29 protein-coding genes are annotated in these 24,010 nt (G+C 48.5%); 17 read left to right on the top strand and 12 right to left on the bottom strand.

Going from position 1 to position 24,010, the window contains the following annotated elements; translation table 11 throughout:
- Positions 1-73 precede the first annotated feature (73 nt).
- From speA to A8707_RS09935, 10 genes are all read left to right on the top strand, one after another.
- Complete coding sequence (gene speA, locus A8707_RS09980) at positions 74-2,113, top strand: biosynthetic arginine decarboxylase (protein WP_331711696.1); 2,040 nt, start codon at positions 74-76, stop codon at positions 2,111-2,113.
- Between the two features lie 250 nt (positions 2,114-2,363).
- The gene (locus A8707_RS09975) at positions 2,364-3,290 is read left to right on the top strand and encodes a restriction endonuclease (protein WP_068816666.1); all 927 of its coding nucleotides are present in this window, start codon (positions 2,364-2,366) and stop codon (positions 3,288-3,290) included.
- 91 nt (positions 3,291-3,381) lie between these two features.
- Complete coding sequence (locus A8707_RS30605) at positions 3,382-3,534, top strand: DUF6888 family protein (RefSeq protein ID WP_414858397.1); 153 nt, start codon at positions 3,382-3,384, stop codon at positions 3,532-3,534.
- A complete protein-coding gene (locus tag A8707_RS09970; protein ID WP_068816665.1) occupies positions 3,531-3,737 on the top strand; it encodes a DUF6887 family protein in 207 nt (68 codons plus the stop codon). The genes A8707_RS30605 and A8707_RS09970 overlap by 4 nt, the downstream gene beginning before the upstream one ends.
- A 341-nt stretch (positions 3,738-4,078) precedes the next feature.
- Positions 4,079-4,699 carry a hypothetical protein gene (locus tag A8707_RS09960; RefSeq protein WP_068816664.1) on the top strand — a complete coding sequence of 207 codons (621 nt, stop codon included), beginning with the start codon at positions 4,079-4,081 and terminating at the stop codon, positions 4,697-4,699.
- Positions 4,700-4,882: 183 nt separating this feature from the next.
- Positions 4,883-5,494 carry a phycobiliprotein lyase gene (locus tag A8707_RS09955; RefSeq protein ID WP_068816663.1) on the top strand — a complete coding sequence of 204 codons (612 nt, stop codon included), beginning with the start codon at positions 4,883-4,885 and terminating at the stop codon, positions 5,492-5,494.
- Between the two features lie 346 nt (positions 5,495-5,840).
- The gene (locus A8707_RS09950) at positions 5,841-6,239 is read left to right on the top strand and encodes a DUF3110 domain-containing protein (protein WP_068816662.1); all 399 of its coding nucleotides are present in this window, start codon (positions 5,841-5,843) and stop codon (positions 6,237-6,239) included.
- A 2-nt stretch (positions 6,240-6,241) separates the two neighbouring features.
- Entirely contained in the window at positions 6,242-7,171 is a 930-nt protein-coding gene (gene murQ, locus A8707_RS09945; protein ID WP_068816661.1) for an N-acetylmuramic acid 6-phosphate etherase, read from the top strand.
- A 231-nt stretch (positions 7,172-7,402) separates the two neighbouring features.
- A complete protein-coding gene (locus tag A8707_RS09940; protein WP_068816660.1) occupies positions 7,403-8,203 on the top strand; it encodes a serine/threonine protein kinase in 801 nt (266 codons plus the stop codon).
- Between the two features lie 3 nt (positions 8,204-8,206).
- Complete coding sequence (locus tag A8707_RS09935) at positions 8,207-9,538, top strand: serine/threonine protein kinase (protein ID WP_068816659.1); 1,332 nt, start codon at positions 8,207-8,209, stop codon at positions 9,536-9,538.
- 76 nt (positions 9,539-9,614) lie between these two features.
- On the opposite strand, the gene A8707_RS09930 is transcribed toward A8707_RS09935, so the two are convergent.
- The 6 genes from A8707_RS09930 to A8707_RS09910 all read right to left on the bottom strand — a co-directional run bounded on the left by A8707_RS09930 (position 9,615) and on the right by A8707_RS09910 (position 14,165).
- Complete coding sequence (locus A8707_RS09930) at positions 9,615-10,313, bottom strand: glutathione S-transferase N-terminal domain-containing protein (protein WP_068816658.1); 699 nt, start codon at positions 10,311-10,313, stop codon at positions 9,615-9,617.
- Positions 10,314-10,358: 45 nt separating this feature from the next.
- Complete coding sequence (locus A8707_RS09925; protein ID WP_068816657.1) at positions 10,359-11,447, bottom strand: alkene reductase; 1,089 nt, start codon at positions 11,445-11,447, stop codon at positions 10,359-10,361.
- A 357-nt stretch (positions 11,448-11,804) separates the two neighbouring features.
- Entirely contained in the window at positions 11,805-11,978 is a 174-nt protein-coding gene (locus tag A8707_RS30600) for a type II toxin-antitoxin system HicA family toxin (RefSeq protein ID WP_414858396.1), read from the bottom strand.
- 32 nt (positions 11,979-12,010) lie between these two features.
- Positions 12,011-12,175 carry a type II toxin-antitoxin system HicB family antitoxin gene (locus tag A8707_RS26780; RefSeq protein WP_074382485.1) on the bottom strand — a complete coding sequence of 55 codons (165 nt, stop codon included), beginning with the start codon at positions 12,173-12,175 and terminating at the stop codon, positions 12,011-12,013.
- Positions 12,176-12,461: 286 nt separating this feature from the next.
- Complete coding sequence (locus A8707_RS09915; RefSeq protein ID WP_068816656.1) at positions 12,462-13,178, bottom strand: hypothetical protein; 717 nt, start codon at positions 13,176-13,178, stop codon at positions 12,462-12,464.
- Positions 13,179-13,415: 237 nt separating this feature from the next.
- Complete coding sequence (locus tag A8707_RS09910; RefSeq protein ID WP_068816655.1) at positions 13,416-14,165, bottom strand: Uma2 family endonuclease; 750 nt, start codon at positions 14,163-14,165, stop codon at positions 13,416-13,418.
- Positions 14,166-14,233: 68 nt separating this feature from the next.
- Between A8707_RS09910 and A8707_RS09905 the strand changes: the two genes are divergently transcribed.
- Both A8707_RS09905 and A8707_RS09900 read left to right on the top strand, forming a co-directional pair.
- Positions 14,234-14,917, top strand: a complete 684-nt coding sequence (locus tag A8707_RS09905; RefSeq protein ID WP_068816654.1) for a glutathione S-transferase family protein — start codon at positions 14,234-14,236, stop codon at positions 14,915-14,917.
- A 22-nt stretch (positions 14,918-14,939) separates the two neighbouring features.
- Positions 14,940-15,251, top strand: a complete 312-nt coding sequence (locus tag A8707_RS09900) for a hypothetical protein (RefSeq protein ID WP_068816653.1) — start codon at positions 14,940-14,942, stop codon at positions 15,249-15,251.
- 43 nt (positions 15,252-15,294) lie between these two features.
- Here the strand turns inward: A8707_RS09900 and A8707_RS09895 are convergent, their stop codons facing one another.
- Both A8707_RS09895 and A8707_RS09890 read right to left on the bottom strand, forming a co-directional pair.
- On the bottom strand, positions 15,295-15,519 hold the full coding sequence (locus A8707_RS09895) for a DUF2283 domain-containing protein (RefSeq protein WP_068816652.1): 225 nt from the start codon (positions 15,517-15,519) through the stop codon (positions 15,295-15,297).
- Entirely contained in the window at positions 15,488-16,255 is a 768-nt protein-coding gene (locus tag A8707_RS09890; RefSeq protein WP_068816651.1) for a pentapeptide repeat-containing protein, read from the bottom strand. The genes A8707_RS09895 and A8707_RS09890 overlap by 32 nt, the downstream gene beginning before the upstream one ends.
- A 143-nt stretch (positions 16,256-16,398) precedes the next feature.
- Between A8707_RS09890 and A8707_RS09885 the strand changes: the two genes are divergently transcribed.
- A complete protein-coding gene (locus tag A8707_RS09885) occupies positions 16,399-16,662 on the top strand; it encodes a TIGR02450 family Trp-rich protein (RefSeq protein WP_068816650.1) in 264 nt (87 codons plus the stop codon).
- Positions 16,663-16,666: 4 nt separating this feature from the next.
- Here the strand turns inward: A8707_RS09885 and glcD are convergent, their stop codons facing one another.
- The 3 genes from glcD to A8707_RS09870 form a co-directional block, all read right to left on the bottom strand.
- Complete coding sequence (gene glcD / locus A8707_RS09880) at positions 16,667-18,136, bottom strand: glycolate oxidase subunit GlcD (protein ID WP_068816649.1); 1,470 nt, start codon at positions 18,134-18,136, stop codon at positions 16,667-16,669.
- Positions 18,137-18,357: 221 nt separating this feature from the next.
- On the bottom strand, positions 18,358-19,056 hold the full coding sequence (locus A8707_RS09875) for a molybdopterin-dependent oxidoreductase (protein ID WP_068816710.1): 699 nt from the start codon (positions 19,054-19,056) through the stop codon (positions 18,358-18,360).
- Between the two features lie 8 nt (positions 19,057-19,064).
- Positions 19,065-19,664 (bottom strand): cytochrome b/b6 domain-containing protein, encoded by a 600-nt coding sequence (locus A8707_RS09870; RefSeq protein ID WP_068816648.1) that lies wholly within the window; start codon positions 19,662-19,664, stop codon positions 19,065-19,067.
- A gap of 87 nt (positions 19,665-19,751) precedes the next feature.
- Here A8707_RS09870 and A8707_RS30595 point away from each other — a divergent pair, with 87 nt between their 5' ends.
- Both A8707_RS30595 and A8707_RS09865 read left to right on the top strand, forming a co-directional pair.
- Positions 19,752-20,027 (top strand): BrnT family toxin, encoded by a 276-nt coding sequence (locus A8707_RS30595; protein WP_074382484.1) that lies wholly within the window; start codon positions 19,752-19,754, stop codon positions 20,025-20,027.
- Positions 20,011-20,277: a BrnA antitoxin family protein gene (locus A8707_RS09865; RefSeq protein ID WP_068816647.1), complete on the top strand. Its 267-nt coding sequence runs from the start codon at positions 20,011-20,013 to the stop codon at positions 20,275-20,277. The genes A8707_RS30595 and A8707_RS09865 overlap by 17 nt, the downstream gene beginning before the upstream one ends.
- Positions 20,278-20,285: 8 nt before the next feature.
- Here the strand turns inward: A8707_RS09865 and A8707_RS09860 are convergent, their stop codons facing one another.
- On the bottom strand, positions 20,286-21,890 hold the full coding sequence (locus A8707_RS09860) for a bifunctional pantoate--beta-alanine ligase/(d)CMP kinase (protein ID WP_231948000.1): 1,605 nt from the start codon (positions 21,888-21,890) through the stop codon (positions 20,286-20,288).
- 142 nt (positions 21,891-22,032) lie between these two features.
- On the opposite strand from A8707_RS09860, the gene A8707_RS09855 reads away from it, so the two are divergent.
- Entirely contained in the window at positions 22,033-22,809 is a 777-nt protein-coding gene (locus tag A8707_RS09855) for a rubrerythrin family protein (protein WP_068816646.1), read from the top strand.
- A gap of 282 nt (positions 22,810-23,091) precedes the next feature.
- A complete protein-coding gene (locus tag A8707_RS09850) occupies positions 23,092-23,988 on the top strand; it encodes an alpha/beta fold hydrolase (protein ID WP_068816645.1) in 897 nt (298 codons plus the stop codon).
- Positions 23,989-24,010 lie beyond the last annotated feature (22 nt).

The raw sequence follows: 24,010 nt of genomic DNA, 5'->3' as shown, positions 1-24,010 counted from the left end.
TCTGCTGAACTCACAGAGTAGGGACGGATGCGGTAGACTGACATCTCGATCTAGATGTTTTAAGGGGTAAGCAATGATGGGGGAACGCCACACTTCAGCGAAAGCAGAGGCGGAAAAAGCACTGGTTAGCGTGCAGCCAGAACCGAATGGGAAGGCAATAAAAAGCGAGCTTCCTGAAGGGCGATCGCAGTCGTCTAGCTCATCGTCCGCGACTGACGCTAAGAAAGGTTGGACGATCGAAGACAGCGAAGAACTCTATCGCATTCAAGGCTGGGGCGCTCCTTATTTTTCGATCAATGCGGCTGGGCATGTGACGGTTTCACCCAAGGGCGATCGCGGCGGCTCGTTAGATTTGTATGAACTCACCAATGCGCTCAAGCAGCGTAATTTAGGGTTGCCATTACTGATCCGATTTTCAGATATTTTAGAAGATCGGATCGAGCGACTGAATGCGGCATTTGCGAAAGCGATCGCTCGCTATAACTACACCGGGGTTTACAAGGGCGTTTTTCCGACGAAGTGCAATCAACAACGCCACTTGATCGAAGATCTTGTTCGTTTTGGTGAACCGCATCAGTTTGGGTTAGAAGCGGGATCTAAACCAGAACTGATGATTGCATTAGCATCGCTAAAAACACCGGGAGCATTACTAATCTGCAACGGTTATAAAGACCGTGAATATATTGAAACGGCAATGCTATCGAGACGGTTAGGACAAACTCCGATCATCGTTTTAGAGCAAGTCGAAGAAGTGGATCTGGCGATCGCAGCCAGTAAAAAACTTGGAGTGCAGCCGATTCTCGGAGTTCGGGCAAAACTGAGCGCCAAAGGCATCGGACGTTGGGGAACCTCGGCGGGCGATCGAGCAAAATTCGGCTTGACGATTCCTGAGATTATTCGGGCGATCGAGCAACTGCGCGAAGCCAATATGCTGGATTCGCTGCAACTGCTGCACTTCCACATCGGCTCACAGATTTCTGCCATTAGCGTCATTAAAGATGCGTTGCGTGAGGCGGGTCAGATTTACGTCGAACTCGTAAAACTGGGCGCAAATATGCAGTATTTTGACTGCGGCGGCGGGTTGGGTGTGGATTATGACGGGTCGCAAACCAATTTTCACGCCTCCAAAAATTACAACACGCAGAACTATGCGAATGATGTCGTCGCGGCGGTCAAAGATGCGTGTACAGGAGCGAAGATTCCGGTGCCGACGTTGGTGAGTGAAAGCGGACGGGCGATCGCGTCTCACCAATCTGTCTTAGTCTTTGATGTGCTGGGCACGAGTGAGGTTCCGTCTGACAAACCCGAACCGTTGCAGGAAAACGAGCATCTGATCATTCGCAATCTCTACGAAGTCTACGACTCGATTAAGCCAGATAACTTCCAGGAGACTTATCACGACGCGACTCAGTTTAAAGAAGAAGCGGTAAGTCTGTTTGGCTTTGGCTATCTGAGTCTGCCAGAACGCGCACGGGCAGAGCGATTGTATTGGGCGTGTTGTCACAAAATTTTGGCGATCGTGCGTCAACTCGACTATGTGCCCGACGATTTAGAAGACCTTGAGAAAATCATGGCTTCGATGTATTACATGAATCTCTCGGTGTTTCAATCTGCGCCGGATGCGTGGGCGATCGATCAACTGTTCCCAATCATGCCGATTCATCGATTAGATGAGGAGCCGACGCAACGGGCAACGCTGTCTGATTTGACCTGTGACAGTGATGGCAAGATTGACCAATTTATCGATCTGCGCGATGTCAAGTCGGTGCTGGAGCTGCACAAACTGAAGCCCGGTGAGTCTTATTATCTGGGAATGTTTCTCAACGGTGCCTATCAGGAGATTATGGGCAACCTGCACAATCTGTTTGGTGACACCAATACGGTGCATATTCAACTCACGCCGAAGGGCTACCAGATTGAGCATGTGGTGCGAGGCGACACGATGAAGGAAGTCTTGGGCTATGTGCAGTATGACGCGGAGGATATGATTGAGAGCATTCGCCGCCAAACTGAGCAAGCGCTAGAAGAGCATCGGATCACGCTAGAGGAGTCTCAGATTTTGCTGCAAAACTATGAGCGCAGTTTGAGCGGGTATACGTATTTGTCGCCTTAATGGAGCGATCGGGGTGATGAGTAATTAGACTTAATTCATTGCCCTTGATTGGGTGTGTGGGAGCGATCTTATGAGCCGAGTGAGATGAGGCGACAAGCAGAGTATGGGAATGTCCATACTTGGGTTAATTGCTATGCGGCTTTACTCTAATCCTAGATTGAATCTGTACTTAAAGCTTTTCCGTTGCTGCTCCAGACTAAGTTTCATTAGAATCATCAATAGGACAACACTTTAATAGTGCTGCTTGAGAATGAACTTCATCAAAAGTAGAAAACATTACATCTTTAGGCGTTCTCGCTACTATAATGCTCACCCACAATCGAAGTTTGAAGTTGAAATCTTGCCGGGCATTCTTGCTCAATTCGGTGAATCAAGAGGTAGGTATCGTAGCAGACAATATCATTTACTTCAATTGAGCATTAATAGAGATTTATATGTAGAAGAAATCGCAGATGCTTTCTGGAAAAGGTTCAATATTATACATATTAACCAGAAGAGGCGGGGTAAAAAAATACCTAGAATATATAGAGTGGTTGGAAGCTCACAGAAACTCTTCTACGGGGGATACATCGTCGTATGTGAACCATGTGTTACAAGTCGTGAGGCTTTTGTCAAGCAGAATAGCTATGAATATTGGTCAAATCAGTTTTACTTAAGTAACGGAATATATTCAAATCCAATTGATTCTAAAGAAGCCATAGGTTTACTCATCAACAAAATGTCGGCAAATTCAGCGATTCTTCAAGACATTCCTACTAAAACAGGTTGGAGAGTCTTTGAGGAGATGGTTGCTGAGATGTTTAGAAAGTTTGGATATGAAATAGAATTAACCAAGAAAACTAGAGATGGAGGCAAGGACATTATTGCACTGCGTAAAAATGGCGACAAAGTTACAGAGCGATTACTAATTGAGTGTAAGCATTGGCAAGCAAAAATTGATGTTAAACCAATTCGTAACCTTATAGGAGTCGCTGTAACTCAAGACGAACTGCCGACAGGTGTTATTTTAGCAACAACAAGCACTTTCACTGAAGATGCAAAAGAACTGAAAATGAATCCTAATATATCTATTGAGCTTGACCTCAAGGATTGCAACGATATCCTGAATTGGATCGGTGATTACAATGTTATCCAGCTAACTCCCGCAGAGATTGAACAGTATCTCCGAGAGCACTAAGGTAGAAACCGCGCAAAGCACCTGACACTCTACAATCAGAGCACGTCAAGAGGTCTTACGGTTGCCTACGCGAGAATAATCAGACACCGCGATATTTGTTTGTCAACTACTTTCTAATCTTTACCAGCCAGTCCAGGTTTTTCGCTACGATCGGAGACTCAAGACAATCTACATTCAAGCTGGCATAGCCGATGAGCGTGCCCTTATCATTGATGAAGATGGAAGTTGGGAGTTTGTTTTATGACACCAAATTTACCTGAGATGACGAACGTCGAACTAAAACGCTATCTCTCCGAGCATCGGAACGATCAAGACGCGTTTCGAGCAGGGCTAGAGGTTCTGATGAGTCGTCGCAACCCAGCCAATCGCCAACCTTATCCCTTCGACTTAGCTGATCCGAATGAAGTCGAAGCCATTTTTAGAGACAAGCTGAGTCAGTCTGAATAACCTTCTGTAGTGATTCTGAGGTAGTTCCGAGGCAACCATCGCCAAGCTAGGGTAGATGCTAAAATGCTGGAGAATGTAGCGCTGACAGCAGATAGAGAGGAATGGCTGTGGCTTCTATTACGATCGACCTTTCTGACCAGCAACTTCAGGCAGTGCAAAATCTTGCAAAACAGCTTGGACTAACCCCTGAAGAATTGCTGCAAATTAGTATCAAGAGCTAGTTGAATAATTCAGAAAACGAGTTTGCTCAAGCTGCCGATTACGTGTTGCACAAAAATGCCGAACTGTACCAGCGGTTGGCATAACTCGCTATTTTTGAGTCAACTTGTTGAATTTCTACCATGAGTTACAGCGACTTCAAAACATTAGAGCAGGCGATCGCCGCATTTGATCTTACGATCAAAAATGATTACCATCTGTTCGCCTCGATCGAGTCAGTTGAACCGTCTAAATGGTTGGTGGATTGGCTATCGAATACAGTGGATTTGGCTACAACCATTAGCACCGAAAAAGCGCGGTCTGAGCTAATCATCACGCCCATTCTGCTTGAAATCCGGGCATTGTTCCAGGTTGGATACTTTTCGGGAAACACATTCAACGTAGACGAATCGAAGAGCCTGACCGGAGTGTGTGATTTCTTGTTGACCGCCAGCGCAAATCAGGTTGTTATCGATGCGCCCGTCGTGGCGATCGTAGAAGCAAAAGACAATGACATTCGCTCTGGCTTGGGTCAGTGCGCTGCGGAAATGGTTGCTGCTTGGATCTTTAACGATCGCCAAGGTTGCCCCGATCGCGTGATTTGGGGTGTCGTTACCACGGGAAGTAATTGGCGGTTTTTGAGACTGCGGGGTGGTCGAGACCTCGAAGTGGACTTGAGCGAATATTCAATTTCTCAGTTACCTCAAATTTTGGGGATATTATCGCAACCGTTCAAACAGGTGTCAGTAAAACCGTCAAAATAAATCTAAGCTTTCAACTCCACCTTGAGAATAGTCTCTGGAGACTTTGAGCCGATCGTCTCCAATCCACTACCCTACAAAAATTCTCAGCCTCGATCGTCTTTTTGAGGCGGCTTCACCCTAAAGGGAACCGGGGTTTTATTATGAAAGAGACGGATTTATTGCCCTTTAGGAGTCAGACTTAAAATGAACGTCATGGAGTTCTTTCAGCAGAGTGCAGGCAAGTGGCTGTCTCAGCGCACAACCCATCATTTGGCATTCAAGCGATCGGAGGGCGGAGAATCAGAAATCTCAGTCGAGGCGCTGACTGTTGAAGATCCGAAGATTCTTGAGATTTGCAAACTGCACAACGTTGATCCTAGCCTGGCGATCGGCGGCGCTCAAGTGCAGTGGATGGGCACAATGGCGTGGGATCGATCCAGTGAAGAAAACCACGAAGGCTCGACGGTGTTTGTCTTGGTGCCTGACGAAGACAATCCGCGCAACGGCAGACTGCTGCGAGAAGTCGGATATGCCGAAATCGTGCCCGTCATCGGTCGCTATGAAATGGACGACGAAGACGGACTGGTGCTGATTACCGAATATGACACGATGAGTTCTAAAGAACACTTCTGGTTTGCCAGCCCCGATGTGCGAATTCGCAGTGGAACCGTCAAACGATTTGGAGGGTTTAGCACCGCCTCATTCTGCACCGAGACGCGGATTCAGGAGACGGCACCGGGAGAGGCAGATTTGGCTTCCCAACAGGTCAAAAATGTCCCTGATTCGAGAGCCTTTTCGTCTAATTTTGGCTGGTGACGCTTCATCTGAGGATCGTGAATTGAATAAGATCGGTCATTGCAAAGTGGGTTTGCCCTCACCCCCAGCCCCTCTCCCTAAGGAGAGGGGGGGCTAGAGTTCCGGTTCCCTCTCCTTAGGGAGAGGGCTAGGGTGAGGGCGAAGTATTCGTGCAGGAGGTCTAATAAATCCGCGTTATTAAGGGAACGTCTTGAGGTTGGCAAGCAGGGTCAGTCTTGAGGCTCCTATTTTGTGGGCAAGTCGCTGAGTCCCGCTGCAAAAGGGGTTACTAGACCGTCAAGCTAAGTGTATTGAGACTGATCTTGCAGTAACCTGAGTAGAAACGATTCACTAACCTGTCTTAACCATGCGAGTTTTTGTTCTCTTATTTAATGCCCGAACTGAAAACGAGGGAATTCATACGATTAGCATTGGCGATCGCAACGTGGTGTTAATGTTTGCCGAAGAAGACGATGCGACTCGCTATGCTCTGCTGCTCGAAGCCCAAGACTTTCCTGAACCCGCCGTTGAAGCGCTCGACCAGGATGAAGTCGAAGACTTTTGCAGTGGCGCAGGCTATGAGTGCAAACTGATTCCTCAAGGATTTGTGCCTCAAGACGAGTTCGATCGTATCTTGCTTTCTCCGCCCGAAGCGAACCTCGAAAACACTGACTGGAAGCCCGAAGGCAGCATTGAGGTCGAAGACGCTGAGGCTCCAGACCCCGAAATTGAGCGGATGCGACGCAAGCTAGAAGGACTGCTATAATCATGCAACCACTCGAAATGCGGAGTCATTTGCTAACCGAGCAGGTGAATCCCGACAGTTTGAATCTCGATCAATTGTCCTCGATCGAGCTGGTCGAGCTATTCAATCGTGAAGATGCCAAAACGATCGCTGCGATTGCTGAGGCAAAATCATCGCTGGCAGACGCGATCGATCTGACTGCAACCGCTCTCCGTCGAGGCGGACGGCTCTTTTACGTCGGTGCCGGAACTAGCGGACGGTTAGGCGTGCTTGATGCGGCAGAATGTCCACCCACGTTTTGCACCCCGCCTGATCTGGTGCAGGGCATCATCGCCGGGGGCGCAAGTGCTTTGGTGCGAAGTTCTGAAGGGTTAGAAGACCGATCGGACGATGGAGCCGCCGCGATCGCTCATCATCACATCACTCAACTAGATGTCGTGGTCGGCATTGCCGCTGGGGGCACAACTCCTTATGTTCACGGCGCACTTCGAGCCGCACGACAGCGAGGCGCAGCCACGATTTTTATAACCTGTGTTCCGATCGAGCAGGTGAGCGCTGAGGTGGATGTCAACATTCGGTTGCTGGTCGGTGCAGAAGTGGTGGCAGGCTCGACTCGCCTTAAAGCCGGGACGGTCACAAAACTGGCGCTGAATATTCTCTCAACGAGCGTAATGGTGAAGCTCGGCAAAGTCTACGGCAATCGCATGATTGATGTTGCGGTGACAAATCAAAAACTGCACGATCGCGCGATCGGGATTCTGCAAGACCTGACTGAGTTAAGCCGTGAAGATGCCCGATCATTATTAGAGCAAAGCGGACGATCGGCGAAACTCGCGCTCTTGATGCACTGGACAGGATTAGAAAAGGCAGAGAGCGAGCGACTCTTAGCGACTCATCAGGGAAATTTGCGGCAAGCCGTTTTAGGTATCATTCCATTAAATACTAACGACTGATTGACGGTTGAATCTGTGCTCGGTGTTGCTGAATCTGGGCATAAACCAATGAATTCGCCCTCACCCTAGCCCTCTCCCACAGGAGAGGGGACAAGATTTCTAGCTCTCCTCTCCTGTGGGAGAGGGGTTGGGGGTGAGGGTCATCAGCAACGTCCTATACTCAACAAAAGCAATGCAAAGGCGATCGACTCGTGCAAGAAATTAAAAATTACTGTAAACCTTACATCGACTATGGCAGGGCAGATATTAGGACACTATGAGATCGAGCGAGAGTTGGGGCGACAGTCAGGGCGCTGGACACTGCTAGCGCGTAGTCTCGACACTCATGAGCAAGTTGTGATTAAGCTTTTGTGCCCAGATGAAACCCTGCGATCAGACGACTTGAAGCTGTTTGAACGTGAGGCGGAAACGCTGAAAGCCCTCTCTCATCCCTGTGTGCCACAATATTTAGACTATTTTGAGCATCAGCTTCCTACGGGCAAGGCGTTAGCATTGGTGCAAACCTACGTGCCCGGAAAGTCGCTTGAGGAATGTATGCAGATTGGACGCACGTTCACCGAGGAAGAGGCGAAGCAAATCGCCAAATCGCTGCTCTACATTCTGATTTATCTGCACGGACGACAGCCGACGACGGTGCATCGCGATATTAAACCCAGCAACATTGTGCTGGCACAGCGTCGCACCCATTTGATTAACTTTGGGTCGGTGAAGATGCTGCTGAGTTCCGATCGTTCAGCTTTCACTCAGATGAAGGCGCACGATTATACGCCACCCGAACAGTTTGCTGGACGGGCGTTGACGGTTTCTGATCTCTATAGTTTAGGCGCGACGCTGATCGCCATCATCACAGGCAAATCGCCATCTCAACTGCCCCATAAGGGAACTAAACTAGACTTTCAGCAAGTCGTTGATCTCAGTCCGGCGTTTGGCGATTGGTTGAGTTGGTTGACTGAGACGAGTCTCGATCGCCGCATTCAATCTGCCAAAGAAGCGCTGCAAGTTTTAGAGTCAGGACAGATTCAAAGGGCATAACCGATGCAGTTGCTGGCTGACCGATATCAACCTCAACAGTCACTTGGCAAGAAGGCAGGGCGGCAAACCTGGCTGGCGCGAGATCTTCACACGCAGGAACTCGTTGTGGTCAAACTGCTGACGTTTAGCCACGATTTTGAGTGGGATGACCTGAAACTCTTTGAACGGGAAGCCGCGACGCTGCGATCGCTGTCTCATCCTGCGATTCCTCAATATCTAGATTTTTTTGAATTCGACTCGGACGATCGCAAAGGGTTCGCGCTTGTTCAAACTTACATTGAGGCGCAATCGCTAGAGCAGCATCTCAAATCGGGACGGACGTTTAGCGAGTTAGAGGTGAAGCAGCTTGCCAAAGAGTTATTGGAAATTTTGGGTTATTTGCACGATCGTCAGCCTCCGGTAATTCATCGCGACATCAAGCCGAGTAACGTGCTGTTGACGAATCGATCGGGCAACAGCGCGGGGCAGGTTTATCTAGTTGATTTTGGGTCGGTGCAAACGCTGGCGGCGAGAGACGGAGGCACGATGACGATCGTCGGCACTTACGGCTATATGCCTCCCGAACAGTTTGGCGGACGGACGACTTCGGCATCCGATCTCTATAGTTTGGGGGCGACGCTGATTTATTTGGTTACGGGTCAACATCCTGCCGATCTGCCTCAAGACGATTTGCGGCTTCAGTTCGAGCATCTTGCGAACATTAGTCCAGGTTTCACCCGTTGGTTAAAGTGGTTGACTGAGCCGAGCGTGAGCAAACGCCCAGATTCGATTCAAGCGGCGTTGTTGAAGTTGGAGCGATCGCAGGACTGTACCATTGCTCCTGAGATATCTGTTGTCAAGATAAAGCCGTCCTACAGCAAAATTTCAATCGTTGAGGAGGCAGGCGCGTTGGAAATCACGCTTCCCTCTCCAAGACTCATGTTAAATAAGTCTGTAGGACACATCTTAAGGGTTCGTTCGATCGCTTCAGCAGTCTGCGTGACGGTCTGTATTTATTACTTAAGTTCGCTCCTTATCTTACCCTTGCCGTTTCTGGTGTTCGCTAACCTTCTTCTGATACCTGCTATCAGGACTCTCTTGAGCTTTGCCATAGCTAAAGTAGTCATCGCCGAACAAATGGTTTTCTTCAGTTGTAAACTGTTTGGACTTAACTATGCCCGACCTTTCTCGGTCAAGCGAAGATATCTCTGGAAATTAACCTTACTAGATCTTGGAAAACATTTACGCCTTTGGGCAGGTACAGAAACCTTTGAATTTTTTGGAACTAGAGAGGAAATAGCTTGGTTAGCGCAGGAGTTGAGTAACTGGCTAGAGCTACCGATCGAGCGTGAATAGTCAATCTTGGCAAAAACGCCTCCGAAGGCAAAGCCTTGGTTTTTTGGTAGGGGCAAATAATATTCGCTCCTAAAGTTTATTTTTGAATGGTGGTTGCCGATTGATTAAATAACAGCGATCGAGACTTCTCCATATCGACTTGCTGACTCTTAAATGCCTCGGCTTTTTCGTAAGCGCGAATCGTCGCAGGGCGAGACTGAATCGCCTCAAACCATCGCTTGAGATGGGGAAAATCGTCTAATTTTTGTCCTTGAAGATCGTAAGGAACAATCCACGGATAAGCAGCGATGTCCGCGATCGAATACTCCCCTGCGACAAACTCGCGATCGGCTAATCGCTTGTTTAGCACTGCATACAGCCGTCCTGTCTCGTTGACATAGCGGTCGATCGCATAAGGGATTTTCTCAGGTGCATATTGACTGAAGTGATGGTTTTGTCCTGCCATCGGACCTAACCCGCCCATCTGCCAAAACAACCACTGCAAGGCTTCAACTCGACCCCGCACATCAGTCGGAATCAGCTTCCCCGTTTTTTCTGCCAAGTAGAGCAAGATTGCGCCCGACTCAAACACCGAAATCGGATCGCCTCCGCCCACAGGATCGTGATCGACGATCGCCGGAATGCGATTGTTAGGCGAGATTTTGAGAAACTCTGGCTTAAACTGATCGCCCGTTCCGATGTTGATGGGCACGATCGTATAAGGCAGTTCGACCTCTTCTAAAGCCATCGTGACTTTGTGACCGTTGGGCGTTGTCCAATAATAAAGCTCAATCATGGATAAGATTCTCCTGATTTTCAAGTTGAATAAAGTTTAGCTGGCTCAGGCAAGCTGCAATTCTTTCAGCGTTGGATAATCCGTGTAACCGTGTTCACCGCCGCCATAAAACGTGTCGGGATCGGGCGAATTTAACGGCGCGTTGAGCTTAAATCGCTCTGGCAAATCTGGATTGGCAATAAACGCTTTGCCAAACGAGATCAGATCAGCGTTGCCACTCGCGATCACGGCGTTGGCTTTTACCTGATCATAGTCCCAATTTGCCATCAGATTGCCCTGATAGATAGGACGAAAATAAGCAGTCGGAACGGCATGTCCTCCGTGTCTCAGATCCGATTCGCTTGGCTCTAACAAGTGCAAATACGCCAGGTTAAAGCGATTCAGTTGCTCGACCAAATAGCCAAAAGTGGCTTCAGGATTTGAGTCAGACATACTGTTAAACGTGCTGCTGGGCGAGAGACGAATGCCCACCCGGTCGCTGCCCCAAACTTCAACAACCGCCTCAGTGACTTCTAGATGCAGACGGGCACGGTTTTCGATCGAGCCGCCATACTCATCCGTCCGTTTGTTTGCCCCATCTCGCAAAAACTGATCCAACAAATAGCCATTTGCCCCATGAATCTCAACCCCATCGAAGCCAGCCTCCAGCGCATTTTTAGCACCCTGACGAAACTGCTCGACAATGCCCGGAATCTCAGACAACTCTAAAGCACGAGGAGTCTCATAAGGCTTCATGCCCTCGTAGGTGAGCAACTCGCCCTCAATGGAGATCGCGCTAGGGGCAACGGGCAAAGCTCGATCGGGCTGAAACGAAGAGTGCGAACTTCTGCCGACGTGCCACAGTTGCAGAAAAATAAGTCCGCCCTGTTGATGCACCGCATCCGTCACCAGTCGCCACCCTGCAATCTGCTCAGACGAGTAAATGCCAGGAGTCGCCGGATAGCCCATTCCCTGCTGAGAAACCTGACTTGCCTCGCTAATAATTAGCCCAGCCGATGCCCGCTGAACATAATAATTCACGTTCAAAAGCGTGGGGACATTTCCTTCTCCAGCACGACGGCGCGTTAAAGGTGCCATGACAATACGATTAGGAAGGGTGTAGCATCCGACTTGAATTGGAGTGAAGAGATCCATAAAAAAACTGTGGGAATGAGTGAATACAAGAAGTCGTAGTCGCGATATAAATCTGTCACGATCGCATTCAGACTAGCAGTCTACAAATGTTTTTTCAGCGTGTGTTACAGCGTTAATCAACGGATGAAAGAATTACTCATTCGATAGTTCGACATTCTCGAATGATTAGACTATAGCGCTAGATTGTTTGGAATGCAACTATTGAGCGATCGAGCTTCAAAAAATTGCCTGACTTCTTCAACAGATGAGGGCGATTGCATCTAATCCTTAACGTCGGCTTTTGAGTCTGATGCACTAATAACCAAGCTGAGCCGCAGACATCCGCTGACACCTACTCATTACCTCAACAATTTACACTCAAAGTAAATCTTCCTCAGATAGCTGGGCTATTTTCATCAAAGCTCTCAAGGTGCCGATCTTCAGATCTTGATTACGGTGAATAGGAATTGACGGAATTTGCTCTACTTCAGAGTTTTCGTAGATGTGATGACTGCCCGTAACTCTTCGCAAAACCCATCCTTTTTGCTCCACAATCTTGCACAGTCACTTGCCAGAAATAGACTTCATACCGCAATTTCGACAACTTGATCAGTTGACTCGATCGCATCTTGCAAGTTAGCCACTACTCCCTCGATCTTGTCCCCTTCAGTCACACAACCGGGAAGTGCGGGAACCTCTGCCCAATAACCCCCTTCTTCTGCTGAATGAACGATCGCTCTGATTTTCATACACCTGTTGAGCTAATTGCTGAGAGTAGGGTAACAGCCATGTCTGCTTGTCCGTCAAATAGGACTGACATTCAAAATGGCTCCATAACTACTTTCCTCTAATATGCACGAGGTTTGCCAGACGGAAAAATCAAAGAGACTTCGATCGTGAACGGGAACAGGGCGATCGTATCTAAACCTTAACGTTGGCTTTTGAGTCTGACGCGATAACGGTCACGCTCACTGGACGCAGATTACCTTTGCAACTCAGAGGACTATTTTGGGGGGTTCTGGTGCAGCGTGGTTTTCAGGCATTTTCGATATAGCTATCAACTATATCCCACGTCTTTAAAAAAAGAGTTTTCCTGTCTTCTGACGTTATTGACATGACATCGCCGTGTCGTACAGGATCGGCTGACTTTTTTATATATCTAGTAGTGCTTTCGTCGCACTGGGCAATTTCTCTGAGCTTCTCCCATTGCATCGATTTATTTTCTGGGTTGAGCTTGAATTTTATAATGCAGTGTTGACGCAATGACTCAATCGCTCTGTAACAATAGAACCCAGTGTCGTCAGGACTTTTCATAGCCATCACGAGATCATTGAAACATCGATTCAATAAAACACCCTCTACACCAGTAGTTTTCTCCCGGATCAATGCAATTCTTGCATCGAGATCAATAGACTCATTGCGTTCTGCAATACATGGAATATCAATTCCAAAAACACAGTCTATGCCTAGTTCAGGATGAAGCACACGTCGTATTTCGACCTCGTAAGCATATCCTTTCAAATATCCTATAGCAGCAACTTGATTTTGAAGTATGGTTTTGACAACATTTCTTAAATCGAAAATGTCCCATTCCACATCAGAGTAGAGCCACACCGCAACCTGATTCAGCACGACGCTAACATGTGCTATAGCACTAACACTTGACGTAAGATGCTTGAAATGAACTTGAAATTGGAGCGAGAGTTGCGCTCGCTCTGGAAGAATAAGCCCTTCATAAAGATATGGAGTCATCACAAATTCTCATAAGCCTAACTTCTTTTTAGAGAGAAAATTTCCGCATATCACTCCAAAACGGGTGGATAGGCAAATAGTTTCCGCATATTATTCTAAATTAGGTAGATAGGTGTAATCTTTCTGCATAATATACTACTCATTTAGATGAATGGGCAGAATCTTTCTACATATTTACAGATTCCTGTGGCTGGCAGCGATCGCCCCCACACATCACCCACACTTTGACTGCTGCACTCAATTTTTGAAGCGATCGACCTCCTCAACAGACAAACTCAACGCCTCTGCGACCTGTTCCTCGGTTAGCCCTAATCTCAATAATCGCGGAACGGCTTGTTGTTGAGCTTGTTCTGCTTGTTGTCGGGCTTCTTCGGCTTGCTGTCGGGCTGCGTCTAACTCAGCGTGACTCAGGAGCCGTTTATCAGTCTCAGGCTCATAAAATCGGAGTTCTCCGTCGATGAGTCGCAAATCTAATCCGAGAGTTTGACTGTGCAGCGAGAACGTATTATTTGAGAAGTGACTGGCGATCGGGACATACCGATTCTCAATCAGACGCACCCCTTTGAGATGAGGTCGCAAATAATCCCCCGTCGGATCGTATTGAAAATATTCTAAAACTCCCAGACTTTGATATTTTTTGGGCTTATCTTCTTCGTCGTTTTCCTGAGTCGTCTTGGAAGTAATTTCTAAAACAAAGGCAGGAAGTTTGCCATCTTCTTCCCAAACTTTATAACTTCTGCGTTTTTTGTTTTCGACTCCAAAGATGACAAACACATCAGGCGCAACGACTGCATCGGGCACGCCACGTTTGTAATAAATGAAGAGATTGCCAGAGACATAGACATCCGATCGGGCTTGAAAATAAAGGCTCAGAGCTTCAACGCTGTAGAGGAGATAATCGCGTGCGGGGTCGCTCTCTGCCATCGGTAAACCATCAGAGTCGGGATAAAGATTTTCTATATCGAGTTGATCAATTGAAAGAGTCATGTCAAAAACCCTCAACTCAATGGCACTCGTCTAAAATAACATTTCGAGAAAATAACGCGTTGGTCACTATGCTGCTTCTGCAATTCAGCACCTCTCATTATTGTCGAAAAGCTCGATTAGCGTTGGGCTATAAGCAAGTTTCCTATCAGGTCGAAAACCTTACCCCCGGACTGCACGCCCTCAAACTCAAGCCGCTCACCGGAGGATTGACCACGCTCCCGGTTTTAATGCCGCAGCTTGAAGGACAGCCCGTGGCGATCGCAGACTCGACTCAAATCTTTCACTTTCTCGAAGGTTATTGTCCCGATCCTCCACTCGTCCCGGTTGATGCGTGTGAGCGATCGCAGGCTTGGCTGCTTGAAGATTGGCTCGATGAAAGTCTTGGAATTGCGTCTCGATTTGTCTATTATCAGTTTCGATCGAGAGAGGGCAAGTCACTGGATGCGTCACTGATGAGTCAGATGGTGATCCAAGTCGTAAAGCGGCAATATCGTATTAATTCCGCCAGTGTCGAGTTAGCCGAGAAGCGCTTGGAGACTGGCTTAGAAGCGTTGAGACTGCGTTGGCAAGATCAGCCTTTTTTAGTCGGCGATCGCTTGAGTGTGGCAGATATTGCAGCCGCCGCGTTGCTCAGTCCACTGGCACGAATTCCTAGTTATCGAGACAGCTATCCGTGGTTGTTCGATCGTCTAATTGACGTTCATCAACAGTGCAACGAACCGTTACCACCCGGATTTGAGAGTAAAATTTGAAGACCGATCGCAATGAACCGCTATGACGCGACGTAGAGTAACCGCAGGATTCTTCCTCACTTCATCTCTCATTCTTCATCCGTTAGCCGTTCTCGCCCTTCCTCCGGCTGATGACCCGCCCGAAGAAGTGTTGCGATCGGAGATTATTACCGATGCTCGATCGCCGATCGACGGCAAACCCCTGACGGCGGCTGAATATGCTGAACTGCAAGCTGACATTCAAAAAGGTCAACCCATTCAACCTCAACTCTCGCCCAAAGTGAGAAAGACGATCGGGCTTTTACGGCTGAGAAGATTTATTAAAACCCTTTTTCCATTTATTCCAATCAAGTAGGCAGCGACGATCGGGGTTGCTTTCAAAGCATCAAGTTGTTTTCTCAAGAAGCCATCAATGCAGCAATTGCTTCGTCTGATATCAAATGCCGGAAGTCTAGAACTTCAACTAAAACAAGTTTGATATCTTGAGAATAATGCAAAATCACTTGTCCTTCCTCTTCAGCGTAGGCAATTGGCTCATCAGAAAGTTCGATCAACAGAGCATCAACGTCTTTGCTATAGCTAATCTTTTCATTACCTAAACAGCAGCAGTTGAAGTAACCCACCCACTACGCTAATAATACTTTGTCCGAATCCGCCACCCTCTTTTTCTTTGCGTTCTTTGGGCGGATTCTTAATCGTTTGCGCTAACGATCGAGCCGTGTCAGCGTTCTCTTTTTGCCCTTGTTGTGAAAACAGAGTAGATGCGAATTCGGTGTCTTGAATGGCTCCTTCTTTGTCACCTAATTCTAGTCGTGAAACCGCTCGACCAAAATAAGCCAGCGCATGATCAGGCTTGCGAATTAAAACCTGATTGAACTGCTCGATCGCTTTTTCATAGTTGTGCTGTTTTCCGGCTTCGACTGCCCAACGATAAAAATCTTCGGGGTTACCTGCGGTGGGAGATAGCCCGATCGCGCCTTGCAGAGCAGCGTTGTCTAGTCGAGCATCGGTGAGATCGGCTCCTGATAAGAAGGCTCCTCTCAAGTCTGCGCCGCTCAAGTCTGCGCCGACTAATTTTGCGCCGCTCAAATCTGCGCCGTTGAGGCTGGCTCCGGCTAGTTTTGCGCCACTCAAATCGGCTCCGGCTAAGACGGCTCGACTGAGATTGGCTCCTGCCAAATTTGCTTGACCTAGATTTGCCCCGGTTAACTGCGCTAACACTAATCCGGCTCGGCTCAGGTCACAGCGTTGACATTGTTTTGTCGAAATCAACTGCTGAACGTGATCAAGGTTTTCGGCTTGGGCAGGAATGGCGATCGTCAACAGCAGCGCAGACATCGTAAAAGATTTAAGGTTCATAAATTATCAGCCGAATTTCGCTGGTTAAATACGGTTTATTTTGGGTGTTTCACAACGGGTCGATCGCGATAACCCATACTACGTTTGTTTGTAATTTGTGGCACGATCGATTTAGGTTCCCTTAAAAACCAGATATCTGCATCATGTCTAAAAAGCAAAAGTTTCCCTATCTGGTTGGTTCTAAATGGACGGCACAGCAAACCGCTTGGGGATGGAGACATTTTCAAGTCGTCAATCGCAAAAACGAAGGGCAGTGGGTGTTTGCTGAAATGGTCGCCGCCTGTGACCCCACGGTGCGATTTTGGATGAATGCAAAATTGTTAAACAACCGATCGCAGTGGCAAGCAGGCTGGCGATCGCTGCAAGAAATTAAGATTGACGAAAGTTTTCAGCTTGAAGTCGAGTAGAAATCTAAAATAGTTCGACTCCCGCAAATTCCTTCGCGACTCCTGCTTTGGCTCCTTCGCCGCAGGTTCGAGGAGTCGGAAAAATCTTAGTCGGGTTAGCAATGCCTTTGGGGTTGAATGCGTGACGCACATATTGCATCGTCTCTAGATCTGCGGGTGAAAACATCTCTGGCATATAGCAGCGTTTATCTGCGCCAATGCCGTGTTCTCCCGAAATGCTGCCGCCGACTTTTACGCACAGTTTAAGAATAGCTCCGCCCAATTCTTCGACTTTCTCAAGCGCACCGGGAACCGCATTATCGTAAAGAATCAGAGGATGTAAATTGCCGTCTCCGGCGTGAAACACATTGGCGACGTGATAGCCAAACTTCTCGCCCAACACAGAGATTTCGTGCAGCACTTCTTCTAATTTTGTGCGAGGAATCACGCCATCCTGAACATAGTAATCAGGACTGATTCTACCCATCGCAGCAAAGGCAGCTTTGCGTCCTTTCCACAGTCTTAGCCGCTCATCGGGTTCGGTAGCGATCGTCACGTTTCGCGCCCCATTCTGGTGACAAATAGCTTCGATGCGTTTGCTGTTTGCCTCCGCTTCGACTTCTAGCCCATCGACTTCGATCAGCAAAATCGCTTCGGCATCGCGCGGATAACAGTTGGTGCAGACCACATCTTCAACCGCGTTGATGCTGAAGTTATCCATCATCTCCATGCCGCCCGGAATGATGCCCGAACTGATGATATCTGAGACGGTCGCTCCGGCTGCTTCAACGCTCGTAAAATCCGCCAACAAGACGCGAATCGATTCAGGCGTTTTGAGAATTTTTAGCGTAATCTCCGTCGCGATGCCTAACGTGCCCTCCGATCCAACAAAAACGCCCGTGAGATCGTAACCCGGCATTTCAGGAATCTCGCCGCCAACATCGGCGATCGAGCCATCGGGCAACACCAGTTTTAACCCCAAAACGTGATTGGTGGTGACTCCATATTTCAGACAGTGAACGCCGCCAGAATTTTCGGCAACGTTGCCTCCGATCGAGCAAATAATCTGACTCGATGGGTCAGGTGCATAATAAAACCCTGCACCGCTCACAGCTTGAGTTACCCAATTGTTAATTACGCCAGGTTGCACAACGACTCGATGGTTGTCTAAGTCAACGCTGATAATGCGTTTCATCAGTGCCGTGACGATCAGAACGCAGTTTTTGATTGGCAACGCTCCGCCCGATAATCCGGTTCCTGAGCCTCTGGCGATAAAGGGGACTTGATGGCGATCGCAGATCTTCACCACGGCAGCAACGTCTTCAGTCGTCCGCGGCAACACAACGATTTCGGGGCGTTCTCGATAGCTGGTTAAGCCATCACATTCATAAACGAGCAGTTCTTCTCGCTTGCGAATGACTCCATTTTTACCGACCACAGCTTCAAATTCTTTGGCGATCGTCTGCCAATCTAGTCCAGTCGTGAGCGCAACCATAATTAGATCTTCTACAAAAGAATGAGAAGTCGTCGGCAATATTGCTGAATCGTAGTATGAATTGCAAACTCCGCCCTCACCCTAGCCCTCTCCCAAAAGGAGAGGGAACATGAACTCTGGCTCTCTTCTCCTTGGGGAGAAGGGTTGGGGATGAGGGCAAATCATTGATCAATCCAGCAGCACTGTCGTAAGCGATGTTTAAAGTTTACCGTTAATCCTGGCTAGAGTCCCGCAAACCACTCATAGCCGCGATCTTCCCAATAGCCTCTTTGGGGCAGCAGATTGCTCGTGAGCATAATTCGCGTCACCCATTTGCTGTGCTTATAGCCGAGTTTAATTGGAGCCGCTAATCGTAAAGGGGCACCATTCTCGATCGGCAGTGGTTCGCCATTTTTTTGATATGCCATTAGCGTTTGGGGATGCAGACACGATCGCAGATCCCAACTTTCGTAATAGCCATCAGCCGACTGAAAATAGACATAGCGCACCGTTTCTTTAGGCTGTGCGAGCTGAATTAAATCGCGCAACCGCACGCCGCCCCACTGCACGATCGCTGCCCAACCCTCCACGCAAACATGACGCATCACCACGGACGTGAGCGGCAGTTTGTAGAGTTCTTTTACGCCTAGCTGCATGGGATTGTTGACCTCGCCGTCGATCGTCAACCGATACAGTTTGGGATCGATGACTGGAGTAAAGTCGAACGTATTCACAATCAGTTTGTCTGGCTCGATCGAGCTAATCGGCATCTCTGGCACAGGTTTTTGCGGATTGAGCAAGAGTTCATCAAGACGTTGATTGAGCGGTTCAGTTACCTGTCCAACCACACCCGCAAATAAGTCTGAGCCGCAGCCACTAAGCAGCAGCGTGCTAGATAACCCTGCCATTTGAAGAAATTGACGACGATTAAAAGACTGCATGAACGGCATTACCAAAACATGGATTCGAGTAGACGAGAGCCACCGACTTTGAGGGCGAGCAGTGAATGGACGATCGTGAACCCAACCACGATCGGCACCGTCATAAAGTGAACAATTCGCAGCGCTTGCCAATCGCCAAATAAATCGACAATCCAATAAAACTGGGCGGGTTTATACATCCCGATGCCGCTCAAGATTGCTAAAAGCAACACTGGAACGATCGCGGTGTAAACAATTCGATGCCAAGAGTAGGCTTTGCGTTTGGGGTTCTTGCCCACTTGCAGCGCTTTAAGATCAGGTTGCCCGACAAATCGATGCTTCCAGCGGCGGCTAGCCAGAATGTAGACTCCGTACCACAAAAGGTTGAGCGAGAAAATCCACATGCTGCCAAAGTGCCAGTCTCGCCCTCCAGCCAGCCAACCGCCGATAAAAATAGGCGGCAGATGAATTCCTTGTCGTCCACCAAATACCGGATTCGCATTGTAGATTTGCAATCCACTGCCCAACATGATGAATAAACTCACCACATTCACCCAGTGAAAACTTTTTGCGAGGAGCGCCTGTTTGGGAAATAAAACGGGCTTGAAGCGAGGAGAATCGGTGGTCATGGTTATAGATATCTTAAGGGTCTCATCCTTTGCAACTCAGACAGCAGTGTAGAATAACTCAGGCGATAATTTTGGTATATACTTTAAATACGATTTGAGTGGAACGACACCAAAGCTGAGTTAAACGTTCTAGCGCATGGCATCACGTTTGAGGAAGCTGTAACCGTTTTCGCTGATCCTTATCTTCAGTTTACAGAAGACGCTAACCATTCTCAGGGAGAGGCGAGAGAATGGGCGATCGGAGAAGTAGAGAACGGCTCGATTGTTGTCGTTGTTTTCACGATGCGAGCTAAACAGATCAGGATCATTAGTGCAAGAAAGGCTACAAAAAGGGAGTGCCAGCGATATGAGTCAGGAATCTGAGGTTCCATTTGAAAGAGCAAGGCGAGTCACATCAGAAGAAAGCCAAGAATTTAGAGCGGCAATCGCCGACCAATTCGAGATCAAACTGAAGAAACGAGGTCGCCCCACCAAAGAGGAAGAGGAAAAGTACGAGCCGATTTCCATTCGACTCCACCCTAAAATTCTAGCCTGGGCGAAAGAAGAGGCAAAGAAACGAGAGATTGGCTATCAAACGGTGATCAATAAAGTGCTACTGGAGCAAATCAGCTAACAGTTTCGTCAAAGAGAAGCCCGATCGGTCTTTTCTTGATAGAGCCGAACGATCGCTCTCACGACATCATCAATGCTGAGATGATCGGTTTGAAGCTCGATCGCATCATCGGCTTTTCTAAGCGGAGAGATAACGCGAGTGCTGTCTTTGCGATCGCGCTCAAAAATCGATTGTTCTAGCTCGTCTAAACTGACTTCAGCTTTGCCCTGATTTTTGAGATCTTGCTGTCTGCGTCGCGCTCGTTCTTGCACCGAAGCCGTTAAAAAGATCTTCAGTTCAGCATCGGGAAAGACGCACGTTCCAATATCACGACCTTCGATCACGATGCCGCCCCTGCTGCCATAGCGCTGTTGCTGTTTGACTAAGACTTTTCGCACGATCGCATGAGCAGAGATTGCTGAGACATTTGCCGTCACGTCCACATCGCGGATCTCTTGAGTGACATCGCGATCGTTGATGAAAATATGCTTTGAGCCTTGATTGGATTCGTGGTCTTGAAACTCAATGTGACATTGGCTCACCAATTCTGCGATCGCAGGCTCATCATCAACGGCGACTCCAGATTCTAAAACCAGCCACGTCAACGCTCGATACATCGCCCCGGTATCGAGATAAAACAGGTTCAATTTTTCGGCAACTTGACGGGCAACGGTCGATTTTCCGGCTCCAGCCGGACCGTCGATCGCCAAAATCGGCTTGCGAGTGCGAAGCAATCCATTGTCGATTAACCGAGTGGAACTGATGCGGGCAGCCACCGCCAGCAACCCCGCGTCTTCAATCACTTCTAATGGCGCAAGGGTGATCGGATGGACTAACTCAACATATTCGGTCTTCATGGCTGGCACCTTCTCCAGTTCTGTCTTTACTGCCTGAATCAAGTTAGCACTCAAGCGCTCTCCCGATCGAAAAGCTTTCTCGGCTTGAGAAAGTCCTTGATGGAGAGCTGTCGCTTGCTGACGCTCCTCGACACTCAAGTATTGATTGCGCGAACTCAACGCCAAACCGCTTGGCTCTCGCACGATCGCGCAGGGCACAACTTCGACGGGTAGATTCAAATCGGTCACTAAACGCTGAATGATCGCTAACTGTTGAGCATCTTTACGTCCAAAATAAGCGCGATCGGGCTGAATCAAGTTTAAGAGTTTGGTGACGATCGTCGCAACTCCATCAAAGTGTCCAGGTCTAAAGGCACCACACAGCCCAGAAATCATCGACGCAGGAGGCATTACCTGAATTGGGTGCGGACGATCGACTCCTAGCTCGCTCACCGATGGCGCAAATAGGGCATCGACTCCTGCCTGTTCGCAGAGTGCTCGATCGCGCTCTAAGGGTCGAGGATATCGCTGATAGTCTTCGTTGGGTCCAAACTGCAAAGGGTTGACGAAAATGGTGACGACCACAATCTTGTTGTCTTGTCTGGCGCGTCGAATCAAACTGAGATGCCCCGCGTGTAGGGCACCCATCGTCGGCACAAGTCCGACTTCTAAATAGCCTGGGCTGACAGAATCATCTGAATGAGGTCGGCTTCCTCTACAGAGATCTAGATAGCAGCGCACGGCTGCAACGGTCGTAAACAGGCGCACCAGAACCCCCAAAACGATTTCGCTTTTCACCTCACTTCAGTGTATAGAATCATCTTCATGACGTGTGAGGGAAAAATAATAAAGGACGAATTCAGGATTCTCTTTTTTCTTGCCCTTCCTTCTCGTAAAAAGCGCGTTACGATCGCACTTAATTGATTCTTGACGAAACTTTATGAATTTTTTGACTCAAATCATGCATTTGGCAGGGTCTGGAGCGGCAGCGTTTATCTCAGCCCGCAGTTTGAGAGATTTGCAAACCCGACCTAATGTTTTGGCTGCGTTTCAACTAGCTGAGTCTGGCTCGGTGCCATTTCTCGAAGCGTTGCGCGATCGTGCCCAAGCCGAAGGAAATGTTTGGCTGGCTGAACGGCTTGATCGACACGCCTCTGATGAGAAGCGGCACGGTCAAATCTTTGGTCATGCGTTGAAGCAACTGAACAAGCAAGTCATTGATTTCAAAAAGCTGCCTCAAAAAATGGTCGATGGCAGACTCGATGAGCGCAAGCAGAGTCCGTTTTTTAGTTCCTATTTTCAAGGCTATTCTCAAGAGCAACTCAAGCCCGAAAATATGGAGTGGTCTGTCTTTTTCGCCAGCACCTATATTCTCGAATTAGATGCTAGTAAGGATTTTCTTCGCATGGCGAATACGCTGCCAGAGGATGAATCTCATAGCGCCAATCTCAAGAAAGGTATGGCTAGCATTGCTCAAGATGAGACGGGTCACGCCGCTTATCTGCACGACGCGATGGAGAGACATCTAGGACTCGCAGCAACTGAGCAAGCGATCGACGAATGGCGCACTCGCAAGGTCAATGCGATGCTTGCGATGGTGACAAATTTCGTCCAAAAGGGCGGTCAGATGGCATCGATGGTTGAAGAAGGCGCACCCGTTGAGATGGAGGCATCTTTGACTCCGCAGCGTGAACGGGTTCTAGAGAACGCGGCTTAACTCGTGAGATTGGCAAGGAGCGATCGAGGTAGGATTTTCGACGTTGCTGAATCGATCCATGAAGCACAGGTTCTACCCTCTCCCTAGCCCTCTCCCAAAAGGAGAGGGGACAGGAATTCTGTTCCCAGGGAGAAGGGTTAGCGAGGGCTTGCCCCACTTCGTGAGGGGGGCATTTCATATCTGCATTCAGCAACGCCGGATTTCTACGGATTGCTCCTTGCCCATCTACAGTCCATCCTCTGCAAGCTCTACAATAATAAAAGTGACTTTTATCTTTACATCATGCAGGTAGCGCCCACAGTGACTTCTGTGCCAGGTCAATATTGGAGTTGGCGGCAACAGTCCATCTACTACGTCAAAGCGGGACGGCATCCGCAGCGTCCACCCCTGCTCTTAATTCACGGGTTTGGGGCATCGACTGATCACTGGCGAAAAAATATTATCAGCTTGAGCCAAGAGTTTGAGGTTTGGGCGATCGACCTTTTGGGGTTCGGGCGATCGGGCAAACCTGACTGGAGCTATAGCGGCGATCTCTGGCGCGACCAGATTAACGAATTCATCACCGAGGTGATCGGGCGACCCGCCGTTATAGCCGGAAATTCTTTAGGAGGATATGTTGCACTGTGCGTTGCGTCTCAGCGTCCAGAATCGGCAGCGGGACTGATTTTGATCAACAGCGCAGGTCCGTTTACCGATCTTCAGGGCACGACCAAGCCAGACCCCATTCGCAAAGTGATGGGAGAGATCGTAAGTGGACTATTTCGGCAAGATTGGGCGAGCTTTTTGCTGTTTCAATACATTAAGCAAAAATCGGTGATTCGCAAGACGTTAGAGAAGGTTTATCTCGATCAAAGTGCGATCACAGACCAGCTTGTAGACGAGATTTATCGTCCGTCTTGTGATGTCGGGGCTGAGAAAGTGTTTGCGTCAGTCTTTCGCACACCCCAAGGCGAAAAGGTAGATGTACTGCTCAATCAACTGACGAAGCCGCTTTTAATGCTCTGGGGTGAAGGCGATCCCTGGATTGATGCACGAGAGCGAGGCGCAAAATTCCGCAGTTATCATCCGCAACTGACAGAATATTATCTCGATGCGGGGCATTGTCCTCACGATGAAGTTCCTGATCAGATCAATGAGTTGATCCAAAATTGGGCACTGGATGTCATGACGGCTAAATAAGTCTCAGACAGAATCCTGACTG

It is taken from the genome of Phormidesmis priestleyi BC1401 (assembly GCF_001650195.1).
Lineage (GTDB): Bacteria > Cyanobacteriota > Cyanobacteriia > Leptolyngbyales > Leptolyngbyaceae > Phormidesmis_A > Phormidesmis_A priestleyi_B.
Note: the sequence above shows the minus strand (reverse complement) of the source record. Positions and strands in the feature narration are given on the sequence as shown.